The sequence below is a fragment of the Cupriavidus alkaliphilus genome, from assembly GCF_900094595.1.
Lineage (GTDB): Bacteria > Pseudomonadota > Gammaproteobacteria > Burkholderiales > Burkholderiaceae > Cupriavidus > Cupriavidus alkaliphilus.
Map to the genome: position 1 here is coordinate 127,405 of NZ_FMAD01000013.1, position 15,687 is coordinate 143,091.

Consider the following 15,687-nt stretch of genomic DNA (forward strand, 5'->3'; position numbering starts at 1 on the left):
ATCTCGATCACGCCGAGGCTGCCATGTCGGAAATTCGTCAATTCCTGATTGCGGGTGGGCATGAAGATGTCGCGTCGTGCGCGTCAGAAATCCGCGCAGACGCAAACGGCGGGACGCCCAAGGCTGGCGGCGAGGCGCGAACATGACAGCCGACGCCGCCATGAATTTCGGCCCGTTCTGCCTGTTGCCACGCCAGCGGATCCTGCTGAAGAGCGGCGTCCCGGTCAGGCTGGGCAGCCGCGCCTTCGACCTGCTGGTCGCGCTGGCCGAGCGGCCCGGCGAAGTCGTCTCCAATGCCGAACTGATTGCGCGCGTATGGCCGAAAGTGGTCATCGAGTCCGGCGCGCTCAGGGTCCACCTGACCGAGCTGCGCAAGGTGCTTGGCGACAGGCGCGAGTCTCTTCGCTACATTGTGAACGTACCTACCCAAGGGTACTGTTTTGTCGCGGAGGTCTCGCATGCGGTCTCTCCGGCGAACGCTGACGATTCCGCGAACGTGCCCGCAAACGTGCCCACGGACGTGCCCGTGGGCGTTACAGCAGCCGCGGCGGCCGCGGCGCCCGCGCCGGCAGGCAAGGCATCGGCCGACGCGCTGGCGGCAACGCCCGCCAGTGTCACGCCCGATCTCCGGGTAGCCTTGCCCCTGCCCGCGCAACTGGTGCGCATGATCGGCCGCGACGACATGGTTGCCGACCTGGCGCGCGAACTGTCCTCGCGGCGCTGCGTCACGGTGACCGGCCCGGCGGGCATGGGCAAGACCACCGTGGCGCTGGCGGCCGCGCGCCGGTTGTCGGCGTCGTTCGGCCAGCAGGCCGTCTTTGTCAACCTGGCGCCGCTGAACGACCCCGCGCTCATAACCAATGCCGTGACGGCGGCGCTCGGCGTCCCCGCCCTCGAAGCCGTGTCGTTGCGCAGCCTGATTGCCTATCTCCAGACCCGCCGCATCCTGATCGTGCTCGACAACTGCGAACATGTGATCGAGGCCGCGGCCGAACTGGCGGAATCCCTGCTGACCGGCGCGCCCGAAGCACATCTGCTGGCCACCAGCCGGGAACCACTGCGCATCCAGGGCGAATGGGTGCAACGCCTCGGCGCCTTGCCGGTTCCTCCGTCGCTCGACACGCTCGACGTTCACCAGGCCTTGCGCTATCCGTCGGCGGAACTGTTCGTCGAGCGCGTGCGCGCGAGCCAGGGCAGCTTCGCGCTGTGCGAGGCTGACGTCCCGGCGCTGGTGGGCATTTGCCGCGCCCTCGACGGCATCCCGCTGGCGCTGGAGCTGGCCGCAGCGGGGGTGGAACGGCTCGGCATGCGCGGCTTGTACGCGCAACTCGGCAACCGCCTGGCGGTGCTGACGCGGGGCCGCCGCACGGCGTTGCCGCGCCACCAGACCCTGCGGGCGGCACTGGACTGGAGCTATGCACTGCTGCCGGAGAACGAGCGGCGGCTGCTGCGCAGCCTGGCGATGTTCCGCGGCCGGTTTACGGCGGATGGCGCGCGGGCCGTGGCGCAGGGGCTGCTCGCCGGCGATACCGACGAATTGCTCCATAACCTGGTCAGCAAGTCGCTGCTGATGTCGGACATCGCCGGCGAATCCGTACAGTACTGGCTGCTCGAGACCACGCGCGAGTATGGCCTGGCGCAACTGTCGGCCTGCCCCGAACGCGCGCAAGTCGGCCGTCTTCATGCCCTGCATATGCTGGCGACCGCCGACGCGATGGAGCAAGCCAGGCCGCGCCAGGCCCGTGGCGACTGGCTTGCACGCCACGCCTATCTGCTGGACGACATTCGCCTCGCGCTGCACTGGAGCCTGTCAGATGCCGGCGATGTCAGCCTTGGGGCGGCTCTGGCGGCCGCCTCCGCTCCGCTCTGGTACGCGCTGTCGCACATGGCCGAGTATCTCGAGCTGCTGGAGCGGTTGCTCGAGCGCATGCCTGGCACGGGCCCGCTCGAACCGGCGCGTGAAATCGCCATGCGCGAAGCGCATGGCCACGCGCTGTGGAATATTCGCGGCGCTGGACCCGCTGCCATCGCCGCATTCGAACGCAGTCTCGAGGTGGCGCGCCAGGCCAGCTCGGTCGCCGACCAGCTGCACGCGTTGTGGGGGCTGTGGCTCATCAGCAATTCCGTTGGCGACTACGGCGCGACCGTACGCAGGGCGCAGGAATTCGGGGCACTCGCCGTCCACGCCGGTGATGCGGCGGACGCCGTCATCCACGAGCGGATGATGACATGGAGCATGCACTTTACCGGCCATCACGAGGCGGCGCTGCGACACGCCCGGCGCGTACTCTGCCAGCCCCTGGCCATCAATCTCAGTGCGCGCCGCATCGGCTTCCAGTTCGATCAGGGCGTAGCGGCACTGACGGCGCTGGCGCGCATCCTGTGGATACAAGGCATGCCCGAACAGTCCCTCGAACATGCCGAAGCTGCGGTGGAACGAGCACAAGCCATCGATCATTCGCTGTCGCTGTGCTTTGCCATCGCCGTGGGGTGCGGTCCGGCCGCGTTCTGGACGGGCGAGCTCGATCGCGCGGAGCGCTATACCGCCCTGCTGCGCCGCTACACCGCGGAATACTCGCTCACATTCTGGGGCTGTTATGCGGAAGGCTTCTTGCTGGTGCTTGGCCGTCTTCGCGGTGACGGCGGCGTGGCGCGGATGCCGGCCGCCTGGCCCCATCCCTTGCGCGACATGCTGTGCACGTTCGACGCCACGCTGGCCGGCGACGACGACTTCGCGCGCGCCCGGCACGGCCTGGTTCCCTGGAGCTTGCCGGAACTGCGCAGGATCGAGGGCGAACGGCTGCGCGACGCCGGCAAGCTCGCCGCGGCGGCAGAGAGGATACGCAGCGGCCTGCGCCAGGCCGACGCGCAAGGCGCCCTGGCGCTGTCCCTGCGATGTGCCATGAGCCTGGCCGCGCTGACCGCGGAAACCGGTTCGATCGCGCAGGCGCGCAGCGTCCTGGGCACGGTGTACGACCGCTTTCGCGAAGGCTTCGACACCGCCGACCTGCGCGCGGCAGCCGCCCTGCTCGGCCGCCTTGGCTGACGCATCCCCCCGCCGCGCATCGCCAGCGCAGCGCACCGCCTCATGCCATCAGCTTTTCCTTCGTGATCGGCAGTTCCCGGATTCGCTTGCCGGTCGCGTGATACACCGCGTTCGCGACGGCGGCGGCCAGACCGGTGATACCGATCTCGCCGATGCCGCGCGCGCCGAACTCATTGAACCGCAGATCGGGATAGTCGAGCAGGATCACGTCGATCTCGGGCTGGTCGGCATGCACGGGTACCGCGTATTCGGCATAGTTGTTGTTGCCCGGCATGCCGCTGCGCTCGTCGTACTCGGTGGCTTCGAACAAGGCCATGCCGACGCCCATCACGATCGCCCCTTCCACCTGGTTGCGCGCGGTGACCGGGTTGATCACCCGACCGACATCGATGGCACTGACGACCCTTGCCACGCGCAGCCGCGAAATCCCCGGGTCCCAGCGCACCTCGACAAAATGGGCGCCGAAGGACATGAACGACAGCTTGTCGGCCGGCGCCGCGCCGGTGCGGGCGAATCCCTCGGCACTGGCGAAGCGCTGCGCCGTCAGCACCTCGGCATATCCGAGGCTGCGCCGGCCGTCGGTCAGGCGGCCTTGTTGCATCGTCAGCGTCTCTGGCTTCGCTCCGGCAAAGGCGCCGCCTTCCTGCGTGGCGTACGCGCGCAGCTGGCCAATGGCATGGCGCGTGGCCTCGGCCACCGCGGGAAGCACGCTCGCGGTCGCCCAGGACCCACCCGCGACGGGTGCCGCCGGGAACGAGGAATCGCCGAGCCTGACCTCGATCTTCTCGAATGGGAGGCCGGTCAGCTCGCTGACGATCTGCGCGACGATGGTGTACATCCCGGTGCCGATGTCCTGCACCGCGCAGGTCACCGACGCAGTGCCGTCGCTGCGCAGGTGGACGCGTGCCTCGGCCGGGGTACGCCAGGCGTCCCAGTTGCAGACGGCGACGCCATAGCCGGCGATCTCCGTGCCGACCGCCATCGATCCGGGGCGCGGGTCGCGCCGCTCCCAGCCAAACTTGCGGCCGGCCTGCTCGATGGCCTCGCGCAGGTGATTGCTCGACCATGGCAGATTCAGGCTTTCATCGCGCGTAGAAAGGTTGGCGAGCCGGAACCGCACCGGGTCCATGCGACAGGCCAGGGCCAGCTCATCGATGGCGGACTCCAGCGCAAACAGGCCCGGCGCAGCGCCCGGCGCGCGCATGGAGGTGGGCGCCCCGCGGTGCACATTGGTGGTGTGGTGGCTCACCATGAGGTTGGGACAGGCGTACAGGCTCTGCGTCATGCCGCCGCAATTCTCGACGTACTGCTCGATGAATGAGGTGGTGTTGACCGATTCATGCCGGATCGACGTGATCTTGCCGTCCGCCCCGGCGGACACGCGCACACGCTGGCGCGTCTCGGGGCGCTGCCCGGTGGTGGTGAACATAAAGGCCCGCGGCACCACCAGCTTGACGGGCCGGCCGGTCATGCGCGCCGCCGCGCTGGCCGCAACGGAGTGTGGCCACAGGAACAGCTTGGAGCCGAAGCCGGAACCGATGAAGGGCGCATCGACGGTGACGCGCTCCGGCGTCAGGCCGAAGATCTGCGCGATGGTATTGCGGTGGACGGTTGCGCCCTGGGTCGCTTCATAGAGACGCAGGTCGCCGTTCTCCCACCACGCCAGCGTGGCATGCATCTCCATCGGATTGTGCGTCTCGACCGGGGTGCGGTAGGTGGCGTCGATCTTCACCGCGGCGCGGTCGTAGGCGGGTGCCGGCGCGCCGCGCGCGTGCCCTCTCCCGCCATCGCGCAGGCCGCCGGCCTTGATGCCGTGTTCCAGATCCACCACGGGCTTTTCGCCGGTGTAGGACGCCCCGACCCGGTACGCCGCCTCGCGGGCATGCTCGAAGGTGTCCGCCACCACCAGCGCCACCATCTGGCCGCCATAGTAGATCGCATTGTCTTCGAACGGCAGCCGGTGTTCGTCCGTAATCGACGCCGTCAGGATGTTTGCGCCGGAGATCGGGCTTTTGGGCGTACGGTACAGGCGCGGGAAGTTGCCGTGGTGCAGGATGTCGACCACGCCCGGCACGCGGCGCGCGTCGGCCAGGTCCAGTCCCGTGATCCGGCCGCTGGCCACGGTGCTGTATACGCCGTATGCGTACAGCATGCCTGGCAGCGCGCGGTCGGCGGTGTACAAGGCGGCGCCGGTGACCTTGAGCCGGCCGTCGATGCGGCGTGGCGACGCGCCGATAGCAGTGTTGTTCACGCGTGCACTCCCTTCAGGCGGTAAGAAGCGACAGGTTGCGTACCACGGCCTGCTGGCCGAGATTGAGCTTGAAACCGTTCTGTCCATACGACCGCGCGCCAGCCATCGCCGACACGCCGGCTTCGCGGACCAGCGCTTCGGAAACCGGCTTGCCGCGCAACACCGCCTCCGCGCCGGCGGCACGCCAGGGCTTGGTTGAGACGCCGCCAAGGGCAATGCGGATATCGCGCACGGTGTTGCCGTCAAGCGCGACGATTACCGCGCTCGAAGCCAGTGCGAACTGGTAGGAGCCGCGATCGCGCAGCTTGAGGTAGGCCGAGCGGCTGCCGGGCATCGGTGCATCCAGCGTGATGTGGGTGATGATCTCTCCGGCTTCGAGCGCGTGCTCCTTCCACGGTGTGTCGCCGGGGAGCAGGTGGAAATCGGCAAAGGCAATGTCGCGCCGGCCCTTCGGTCCCTGTACGTGGACGGTGGCGCCGATCGCCACCATGGCGACGCACATGTCGGAAGGATGCGCGGCGATGCACTGCGGACTTCCGCCCAGCACGGCATGCACGTTGCGGTTGAGGCCGTCTACCGCGGCGCATCCCGAGCCCGGCGTACGCTTGTTGCACGGCGAGACGCCGTCGCGGAAGTAGCCGCAGCGCACCCGCTGCATCACGTTGCCGGCGGTGGTGGCCTTGTTGCGCAACTGCGTGCTGGCACCGGACAGCAGGGCCTGCGACAGCACCGGATAATGCCGCCGGATATGCTCGTGGCGCGCCAGGTCGGTGTTGCTGACCATCGCGCCGATGCGCGTACGGCCATCGTCCAGCGGCTCGATCTGGTCCAGCTTTAGCTTGTGGACGTCCACCACGCGGGCGGGCCGCGTGATATCGAGTTTCATCAGGTCCAGCAGCGTCGTGCCACCCGCCAGGTAGACCGTGTCGCTGCCGCGCGCATGCAGCATGATGGCCTGTTCGACGTCGGCGGCGCGCACATAATCGAAGTTCCGCATCAGGCGTTCCCCCTCATCTTGCCGCGCGCGTCCTGGATCGCTGCCACGATATTCTTGTAGGCACCGCAGCGGCAGATGTTGCCGCTCATGGCTTCCTGCACCGACGCCGGGTCGGACGGTATGCGCTTGTCCTGCAGGATCCCCACCGCGCTCATCATCTGGCCGGCGGTGCAATAGCCGCACTGGTAGGCATCGTGGTCCCAGAACGCCTGCTGCACCGGATGCAGCTTGCCATCGCGGGCAAGGCCCTCGACCGTCGTGATGTCGTCGCGGTCATGCATCACCGAGAGCGACAGGCACGCATTGACCGAGACACCGTTGACGAGGATCGTGCAGGCCCCGCACTGGCCGTGGTCGCAGCCCTTCTTGGTGCCGGTCAGGTGGACCTTTTCGCGCAGGGTATCGAGCAATATCTCATTGGCCTGCACCATGAGTTGCTGCGTCGTGCCGTTGATCGTCAGCGTGATGGGATATCCGGCTTTCCCCACGCCCGGGCCGGCCAGCTCCCGCAGCGCCGGCGTTGCCGGCTGCGCCGCGACCGTGCCGGACAGGGTGCCGCTTGCCACGCTCACCCCTGAAACACCGACGCTCTGCATAAAGCGGCGACGGGACAGAACCGCCGGGCCACCATCCGGCTCGTTGTCATGAACTCGCCGCTCGTCGGGCACATGCTTTGGGGACGCCATTTGCTGTTCTCCTGTGCGTGCTGAACCTGCTCAAGGTTGCGCCACGAGCCCGGTATCGTGATGGACGAGCCCTGCCCGTGCCGCGGCTGTGTTGCCATGCCGCCAGGGCGTGGCGGGCGCCGATGCCGAGGATGGCCAGGCAAGCAGGATGGGAACAGACGGTGCACGATGGGTCGCGGCACTATCACTCTATTCGGAGATCGAATGGTTACAAGGGTGCTTAACAAGACTTAACAGGCGCGGCGGCGCGTCTTGCAGGCGGCGCAGCGCCTGGTCTCACAATGCCAGCCGCTGCGCCGCCTCCATCCCCGCCAGCACCTTGTCCAGCGTCACCGGAAATTCCCGCACCCGCACCCCGGTCGCGTTGTAGACCGCGTTGGCCACCGCCGCTCCCGCGCCGCACACGCCCAGCTCGCCCAACCCCTTGATACCCAGCGGGTTGGCGTTCGGGTCGGGTTGGTCCAGGAACACCACCTCCATCTGCGCCACATCGCCGTTGACCGGCACCAGGTACTCGGCCAGGTCGTGGTTGATAAAGCGGCCGTAGCGCGCATCCAGCAGGGTCTGCTCCATCAGCGCGGCGCCGATGCCCCAGGTCATTCCGCCCAGGATCTGCGAGCGCGCGGTCTTGGGATTGAGGATGCGGCCGGCGCCGATCACGGCCAGCATGCGCCGCATGCGGATCTCGCCGGTATCGGCATCGACCGCGACTTCGGCGAAGTGCGCGCCATAGGCGTGGTGCGAATGCGCCTTGTACGCTTCGCCCATGCCTGCCACCCGGCCTTCCGCCTGCAGCCCGCCGGGCGCGACCCGTGCCATCAGGTCGTCCAGCCGTTGCGTCTGCGAGCCGAGGGCAACGCTGCCATCGGCGAAGCGCACCGCCGTGGGCGCGGCTTCGTCCGGCCCCCTTGCGGCGGCCACGATGCGGGCCTTCAGTTGGGTGCAGGCGTCGGCCACGGCGGAACCGGCGCTGGCCGCGCCCCAGGATCCGCCGGAGCCGGCCGTGCGCGGAAAGCGGCTGTCGCCCAGTTGGACCCGCACCCAGTTCAGCGGCACGCCCAGGCTCTCGGCGGCGATCTGCGTCAGGATGGTGTAGGTGCCTGTGCCGATGTCGGTCATGTCCAGCCGCACCGTGACGCGCCCGCGGCCGTCCATGGCCACCTGTGCCGCCGCCGCGCCGAGATAGTTCGGCCGTATCGCCGCGGCCATGCCCATGCCGACCAGCCAGCGTCCTTCGCGCACGCTTCGCGGCGCGGCGCGGCGGCGCTGCCAGCCGAAGCGCGCGGCGCCGGTGCGCATGCAGTCCACCAGGTTGCGGGTGGAGAATGGCAGGCCGGTCTCGGGCTCGCGCTCGGGCTCGTTGCGTATGCGCAGCTCGATGGGGTCGAGCCCCAGGCGCTCGGCCAGTTCATCCATGGCGCACTCGAAGGCCTGCATGCCCGGCGCCTCGCCGGGCGAACGCATCCATTCGCCGCGGTTCAGGTCGACCGGCACCAGCCGGTGCCGCGTCACGCGGTGGGGCGCGGCATACAGCGCGCGCGCGAACACCGCGGTCTGCTCGCAATATTCCTCGAACCGGCAGGTGGCCGACCAGACCTCATAGCGCATCGCCGACAGCCGCCCGTCCCGCTCCGCGCCCAGGCGCACGCGATGCGACATGGCCGCGCGATGGCCGGCGTTCGCATACATCTGCTGGCGCGTCAGCGCGATCCTGACCGGCCGCCGCAGTTCTCGCGCCGCCAGCGCGGCCAGCACGGTGTCGGCATGGATGATCAGCTTGGCGCCGAAGCCGCCGCCGGTGAAGGGGCTGACGATGCGCACCCGTTCCGGCGGGATGCGCAGCGTGGCGGCCAGGCCCGCCTGGAAGTTGCCCAGCGTCTGCGACCCGGTGTAGACCGTCAGGCCCGCATCCGACCATACCGCCATGGTGGCGTGCGGCTCCATCGGGTTGTGGCTCTGGTACGGCGTGGCATAGGTCACGTCCAGCGCCACCGGCGCCTGGGAGAACGCGCTGGCAAAATCCCCGGTCGCGCTGTCGGGCGCGAATCCCGCGTTGGTGCGCGGGGGCTTGTAGGCCCCGGCCAGCCGCGGCGCCAGTTCGAATTCGCCGTGCTCGGCCTGGTAGCGCACCTGCACCAGCGCGGCGGCGGCGCGCGCCGCCTCGAAGCTCTCGGCCACCACCAGCGCCACCGGCTCGTCGTAATAGCGCACGCGGTCCGATGCCAGGCAGGGCCGCGCGCGGGTGAACACGTCGCGCGGCGTGGGCGGCACCGATGGCCCGAAGGCCGGCTGCGCCGGCGCGTTCCGATGCGTCATCACATGGATCACCCCCGGCGCCTGCCGCGCCTGCCGGGTATCGATGGCAACGATACGGCCGCGCGCGATGGTGGCGCCCACGATATAGCCGTACGCCGGCGGCACCGGTCCTGCCGCTGGCTGTTCATAGGCATAGGTGGCGCGGCCCGTCACCTTCAGCCTGCCGTCCACCCGGTCGATGGGCAGTCCCACGGGAGCGCCCGGCCCCCGGCCCGCATTCCCCTGCATAGTCGTCGTCATGGTTGGTGTCCGTCGTCATGTGCCCGTGGCGGCAAGCCGATTGACAGCCCGATCGGCAGCCGCGCAGCGGAGCACGGTTGGTGTCATGTCCGCTGCGCAACGGGCTGCGCCGCGGCGGCCAATGCCTGCCGCACCGTGCGCAGCGCCAGCGGAATCTTGAAATCGTTGCCGCCATGGCCGCGCGCCCCGGCGAGCGCCGCGTCGGCGGCCGCCTGCCAGCTGGCCGCATCCGCCGCCCTGCCGCGCAGTGCCTGCTCGGCGCCGTCCGCCCGCCACGGGCGCGGCGCCACGCCGCCCAGCGCGATGCGGGCGCCGCGCACCTGGCCGCCGGCCACGTCGAGCACCAGCGCCACCGACACCAGCGCAAACGCATACGAGGCGCGGTCGCGCACCTTGCGGTAAAGCTGGCGCCCAGCCGGCGGCGGCGGCAGCGTGACCGCGGCAATCATCTCGCCATGCCGGAGCTGGGTCTCGAGGTGCGGCGTCGCGCCCGGCAGCCGGTGCAGCTCGCGCACCGCGATGACGCGCCCGCCGCCCTGCGGCAAGACGGTATGCACGCGCGCGTCCAGCGCCGCCATCGCCACCGCCATGTCGGACGGATGCACGGCGATGCAGGACTCGCTGCCGCCCAGGATGGCATTCATGCGGTTGTGGCCCTGCATCGCCGCGCAGCCGCTGCCGGGCGTGCGCTTGTTGCACGGCATGTGCGGATCGTAGAAATAGGCGCAGCGCGTGCGCTGCAGCAGGTTGCCCGCGGTCGACGCCTTGTTGCGGATCTGCCCGGATGCGCCCGCCAGCAGCGCCTGCGACAGCAGCGGATAGCGCGCGCGCACGCGCGGGTCCGCCGCCAGGTCGCTGTTGCGCACCTGCGCGCCGATGCGCAGCCCGCCGTCCGCGGCATCCTCGATCGCGGCGAGCGGCAGCCGGCTGACGTCGACCAGGTGGCGCGGCTGCTCGATGCCCAGCTTCATCAGGTCGAGCAGGTTGGTGCCGCCGCCGATAAAGCGGGCGCCGTCCCGGCTGGCGACGGCCTGCACCGCCTCGGCGGCGTTGCCGGCGCGCTCATAGCTGAAGGTCATCATGCCTGGCCTCCGTCGGCGGCATCGCGGATCGCGGCGACGATGTTCGGGTAGGCCGCGCAGCGGCACAGGTTGCCGCTCATGCGCTCGCCGATCTCGGCCTCGTCGAGCGCGAACGTCCGCGCGGCGACATCGCGGCTGGCATGGCTGGGCCAGCCTGCACGCACCTCGGCCAGCATGCCGACGGCCGAGCAGATCTGGCCGGGCGTGCAGTAGCCGCACTGGAACGCGTCACGCGCGATAAATGCGGATTGCAGGGGATGCAGCGCATCGCCGTCGGCGAGGCCCTCGATGGTGGTGATGGCGTCGCCGTCGTGCATCACCGCCAGCGTCAGGCAGGCATTGATGCGGCGGCCGTTCACCAGCACGGTGCAGGCGCCGCACTGGCCATGGTCGCAGCCTTTCTTGGTGCCGGTCAGGCCGAGCTGGTTGCGCAGCGCGTCCAACAGCGTCGTGCGCACATCCAGTTGCACCGCGTGGTCTGCGCCGTTGATGCGCAAGGTCAGCGGCCGCAGCGGCACGGCGGCGGGCGCGGCATTCGAGACTGACGATGGGCCCGCTGCGCCCTGCGCCGGGGCAGGGCCGACTGCGAACAGCATGCCGCTCGCCGCGCTGGCGCGCAGCACGGCGCGGCGACCGGGGTTTTGCGGATGGTCCGCCTGATCCATGGTCTGCTCCTGGTGAGGACGGCAGGGCCCGGCCCTGCCGCGCGGCGCGACAGACTTCCCCAGCGGAAGCCGCCACAGCCGGCACCGGCAGTATGTCGGCGCCAGCGGGGGCGTTTCTTTCAGATATCAGGCGGAACTATCAGAATCCCGGCGCAAGTGCTGCCGATAGCTGCGCGGCGTCGTGCCGGTCAGGCGCTGGAAGGTGGAGGTGAAATGGCTCTGGCTCGAAAAGCCCAGTTCCAGTGCCACGGCACTGATCGGCAGCGCGCTGCCGCGCAGCAGGGCTTGCGCGCGCCGCACGCGCCTGTCGATGACGTAGGCATACGGGGCCATGCCGGTCTGCGCCTTGAAGCGCCGCGCGAAGGTGTCCACCGGCATGCCCGCGACGCCGGCCAGGTCGCCCAACGACAGCGACGCGTCCAGCCGCGCATCGATATAGTCGGTCAGGCGCGCCAGCAGCCGCTGGCCCAGCCCCTGCACGCGGCGCGCGGGCGCGGCCGGCGCTGCGCCCGCGATGCGCAGCGCCACCAGCGACACCAGGTGCTCGAGGTAGACCAGTTCGGGAACGCGGCCGGCGGCCATCTCGGCGCTGAGCGAGGTCAGCAGTGCCTGCACTACCGCGTCGGCGGTGTCATTGATGCGCATCGGCAATTGCGCCAGGCGGTCGCAACCCGGCAGCGCCAGGGCCGGATCGAGCCACAGCGCGGTGTAGACCAGGTCGGCGTCGCGGAAATGCCCGCTGCGTTCCGCGTGGGCGGGCACGAAACTGAGCGTGCCGGGCCGGTCGCGCCCGTCGTGCATCAGGCGCCCTTCGCTGTAGACGCAAGTGCGGCCGGTCGACCCGCGCTCGGTCAGCACGATCAGGTGGCGCGGCGCGCTCCAGCGGAATTCCGCCTCGCCGCAGGCCCAGTGGCGATGGTCAAAAACCAGGCCGCCGCCGAGCATGGAGGTCGTGTACGCGGCAGCGGTCCTGGCCTGGCGTGCCTTGAGGCGGCCTTGACCGATGGCGGGGGTCAGGGTCATGGTCGTTCCTTTTGCGGAGGGATACGTGGCACTCAGGTCAGCGCAGCCAGCAGCATGCGCTGCGCCGACTCGCCGTCCGGCACGGGCTGGCGCACGTAGTTGCCGTCAGGCGTCATCATCCACGCTTCGCGCCGGTCGGACAGGTACGGCTCCAGGCCCTCGGAGAGAACCCTTTCCTTCAAGCGGGGATCGAGCACCGGAAAACATATTTCGATGCGACGGGACAGGCTGCGTTCCATCCATTCCCCGCTCGACAGCATGACCTTGTCGGCCCCGCCGTCGTGAAAGCAGAAGATGCGCGAGTGCTCGAGAAACCGGCCCATCACCGATTTCACCGTGATGTGCTCGGACAGTCCGGCGACACCCGGACGCAGCGCGCACGCACCGCGGACGATCAGGTCGATGCGCACGCCCTGGCCTGACGCATCGTACAGCGCCTGGATCAACTCGGGCTCCAGCAGCGCATTCATCTTGGCGACGATGCGCCCCTTGCGCCCGGCCCCGGCATGCTCGGCTTCGCGCCGGATCGCTGCCAGCAGCTGCTGCTTCAGCGTAAACGGCGATTGCCAGATATGCGTCAGGCTTTGCGTCTGGCCGCGGCCGGTGAGCTGGCTGAACACCTGTGCCACATCCTGGGTCAGCGCTTCATCGCAGGTCAGCAAGCCGAAGTCCGTATAGCTGCGCGAGGTCTGGTGATGATAGTTGCCGGTCCCGAGATGCACATAGCGCCTGAGCCGTCCCTCCTCGCGCCGCACCACCATCAGGATCTTGGCGTGCGCCTTGAAACCGACCACGCCATAGACCACATGCGCCCCCACATCCTCGAGTTGCCCCGCCCAGCCGATGTTGGCCTCTTCGTCGAAGCGCGCCATCAGTTCCACCACGGCCGTGACCTCCTTGCCGTTTCGCGCCGCCTCGATCAGCGACGACAACAGCGCCGAGTCGTGCCCGGCCCGGTACACCGTCTGGCTGATCGCGACTACGTCCGGATCCTGCGCCGCCTGCCTGACGAAATCGACCACCGGCGCAAACGACTGGAACGGATGGTGCAGCAGGATATCGCCATCGCGCATGGCGCGGAAGATATCGGGCTGGTCCCGCAGCGCCTTCGGCAAGCCCGGCCGGAAAGGCGGGTATTTCAGTTCCGGCCGGTCGACCTGGTCCGGCACCTGCATCAGGCGCACCAGGTTGACCGGGCCATTGACCGCGAACACCTCGCCGGGCGCGAGCCCAAACTGCTCCTGCAGGAACGCGGTCATGGCGCGGGGGCAATTGTCGGCCACCTCCAGCCGCACCGCATCGCCAAGGTGCCGGTGCGGCAGTTCGCCCTGCAGGGCCTCGCGCAGGTTCTTGACCTCTTCCTCGTCGACAAACAGCTCGCTGTTGCGCGTGACCCGGAACTGGTAGCAGCCGCGAACCGTCATGCCGCTGAACAGCTCGCCGACGTGGGCATGCAGGATCGAAGACAGGAACACGAAGCCGTGTTCGCATCCGGCGATCGGCGCTGGCAGCGCGATCACGCGTGGCAACGCCCTGGGCGCCTGCACGATGGCATTGCCGGAGCTGCGGCCGAACGCGTCCTTGCCCTCCAGCTCAACGGCGAAGTTCAGGCTCTTGTTCAGCACCCGCGGAAACGGATGCGCCGGATCCAGCCTGATCGGCGTCAGGACCGGCATCAGTTCGGCGAAGAAGTATTCGCGAATCCAGTCCTGCTGCGCGGCGCTCCACGATGGCCGCCGCAAGAAGCAGATCTGCTCCTGGGCCATGGCGGGAATCAGCACGTCATTGAACAGCCGGTACTGTTGATCGACCAGTTCGCGCACCCGCTGGTGGACCGCGGCATAAACGGCCTGCGGCGTCAGCCCGTCCGGACCGACCACCGGCGACGACAGCACGCATTGTTCCTTCAACCCCGCCACGCGGACTTCGTAGAATTCGTCGAGGTTGCTGCTGAAGGTGCACAGGGCCCGCAGGCGCTCGAGCAGCGGCATGGCGGGATCGGCCGCCTGCTGCAGAACGCGGTAAAAGAATTCCAGCTGGCTGAGTTCGCGGTTGATGTAGCGCGCATTGCCGTTGGGCAAGGTGGCCGCATCCGCCGGGTCGCGCCCGCTGCGGGGATCCTGCGATTCGTCCTGCATGACGCCAGATTCGTGTCTCATGCTGCCGTGCCTGGAAAAACTGTTTTCCGATTCTAGCTGGCGTAGCGCGCATCGGCGCGATTGCGCTAGCGGCGTTGGCGTAAGAGGTTCTGCCTTGGAACACCCATATCTCGCCAATGTGACGCGTACACCAGCTAGGCCGTCTGCAATGCGCCGCCGCGCGCCATGCGGCGGATCGCCTGCGGCGGTTGCCCGAACGCCCGCAGGAAGGCCCGCCGCATGCGCTCGGGATCGCCGAAACCGGTCTCCCGAGCCACCACGTCGATGGGGTGGCGTCCGCTTTCCATCATCAGCCGCGCCGCCTCCACGCGCAGGCGCTCCACGGCCTTGGCCGGGCTCTGCCCGGTTTCGTCGCGGAATGCGCGCGAGAACTGCCGGGCGCTGAGGTGCGCGGCATTGGCCAGCTGCTCCACCGACAGCTCCTGTTGCAGGTTCTGCCGGGCGAAATCCAGCGCGCCGCGAATACGATCGGAGCGCGGCTCCAGGTCCAGCAGCGCCGAAAATTGCGACTGGCCGCCGGCGCGGCGATGGTACACAACCAGGCTCTTGGCCACGCCGCGCGCGACCGCGGCGCCCGCGTCCTTTTCCACCAGTGCCAGCGCCAGGTCGATGCAGGCCGACATCCCCGCCGAGGTCCAGACCGGACCGTCGATGATGAAGATGCGGTCCTCCTCCACGCCGACGTCCGGGAAGCGGCGCCTCAGCTCCTCGGCGTAGTACCAGTGCGTGGTGGCGCGGCGGCCGGCCAGCAGGCCCGCCTCCGCCAGGGTGAAGGCACCGGTACACGTGGCGCCGATGCGCCGCGACGTGCGCGCCGCGCGCTGCAGGAACTTCACCAGCGCCGGCGGCGCAGGCAGGACGTCATTGTCTCCCACCACCAGCACGGTATCGAAGCGACGCCGCCCAAACGGCGCGGTGCTGACGGCAAAGCCGCCGGAACTTGCCACGGGGCCGCCATGTTCGGACAGCAAGTGAACCTGGTACAGCGGCTCGCCAAGCGCCCGGTTGGCGAACTCGAGCACCGTCGACACCGCAAGGTTCAGCGCCTGGAAGCCGGGATAGAGGGCAAGGGCCACATGGTGCATGGTGAACTCCCGATGGCGGCGGCAGCACGTTCTCCGCCATGGCATGAAAGGTGGGATATACGACATTGTTGCCATCGCCATTGTGCACCTAATCTTCGATGCACGCAGCGGCGATACGCACGGCCGGCTGCCACGGA

Annotated in this window: 10 protein-coding genes; 1 reads left to right on the top strand and 9 read right to left on the bottom strand. The window is 69.0% G+C overall.

The annotated features are described in order from the left end of the window. Positions 1-142: 142 nt before the first annotated feature. Positions 143-3,046: an ATP-binding protein gene (locus GA0116996_RS23745; protein WP_092316494.1), complete on the top strand. Its 2,904-nt coding sequence runs from the start codon at positions 143-145 to the stop codon at positions 3,044-3,046. Between the two features lie 40 nt (positions 3,047-3,086). On the opposite strand, the gene GA0116996_RS23750 is transcribed toward GA0116996_RS23745, so the two are convergent. From GA0116996_RS23750 to GA0116996_RS23790, 9 genes are all read right to left on the bottom strand, one after another. Beyond that, positions 3,087-5,297, bottom strand: coding sequence for a xanthine dehydrogenase family protein molybdopterin-binding subunit (locus GA0116996_RS23750; protein WP_092316496.1), 2,211 nt, complete (start codon positions 5,295-5,297; stop codon positions 3,087-3,089). Between the two features lie 13 nt (positions 5,298-5,310). Continuing rightward, positions 5,311-6,294, bottom strand: a complete 984-nt coding sequence (locus tag GA0116996_RS23755) for an FAD binding domain-containing protein (protein WP_092316498.1) — start codon at positions 6,292-6,294, stop codon at positions 5,311-5,313. Next, complete coding sequence (locus GA0116996_RS23760) at positions 6,294-6,980, bottom strand: (2Fe-2S)-binding protein (protein ID WP_092316500.1); 687 nt, start codon at positions 6,978-6,980, stop codon at positions 6,294-6,296. The genes GA0116996_RS23755 and GA0116996_RS23760 overlap by 1 nt, the downstream gene beginning before the upstream one ends. A 276-nt stretch (positions 6,981-7,256) precedes the next feature. Beyond that, entirely contained in the window at positions 7,257-9,536 is a 2,280-nt protein-coding gene (locus GA0116996_RS23765) for a xanthine dehydrogenase family protein molybdopterin-binding subunit (protein WP_092316502.1), read from the bottom strand. An 83-nt stretch (positions 9,537-9,619) separates the two neighbouring features. Then, positions 9,620-10,618, bottom strand: coding sequence for an FAD binding domain-containing protein (locus tag GA0116996_RS23770; RefSeq protein WP_092316504.1), 999 nt, complete (start codon positions 10,616-10,618; stop codon positions 9,620-9,622). Further along, entirely contained in the window at positions 10,615-11,283 is a 669-nt protein-coding gene (locus GA0116996_RS23775) for a 2Fe-2S iron-sulfur cluster-binding protein (RefSeq protein WP_092316506.1), read from the bottom strand. The genes GA0116996_RS23770 and GA0116996_RS23775 overlap by 4 nt, the downstream gene beginning before the upstream one ends. A gap of 126 nt (positions 11,284-11,409) precedes the next feature. Further along, positions 11,410-12,306, bottom strand: coding sequence for an AraC family transcriptional regulator (locus tag GA0116996_RS23780; protein ID WP_092316508.1), 897 nt, complete (start codon positions 12,304-12,306; stop codon positions 11,410-11,412). Between the two features lie 32 nt (positions 12,307-12,338). After that, positions 12,339-14,465 (bottom strand): polyphosphate kinase 1, encoded by a 2,127-nt coding sequence (gene ppk1 / locus GA0116996_RS23785; protein ID WP_092316510.1) that lies wholly within the window; start codon positions 14,463-14,465, stop codon positions 12,339-12,341. 134 nt (positions 14,466-14,599) lie between these two features. After that, positions 14,600-15,550: a GlxA family transcriptional regulator gene (locus GA0116996_RS23790; RefSeq protein WP_092316512.1), complete on the bottom strand. Its 951-nt coding sequence runs from the start codon at positions 15,548-15,550 to the stop codon at positions 14,600-14,602. Positions 15,551-15,687 lie beyond the last annotated feature (137 nt).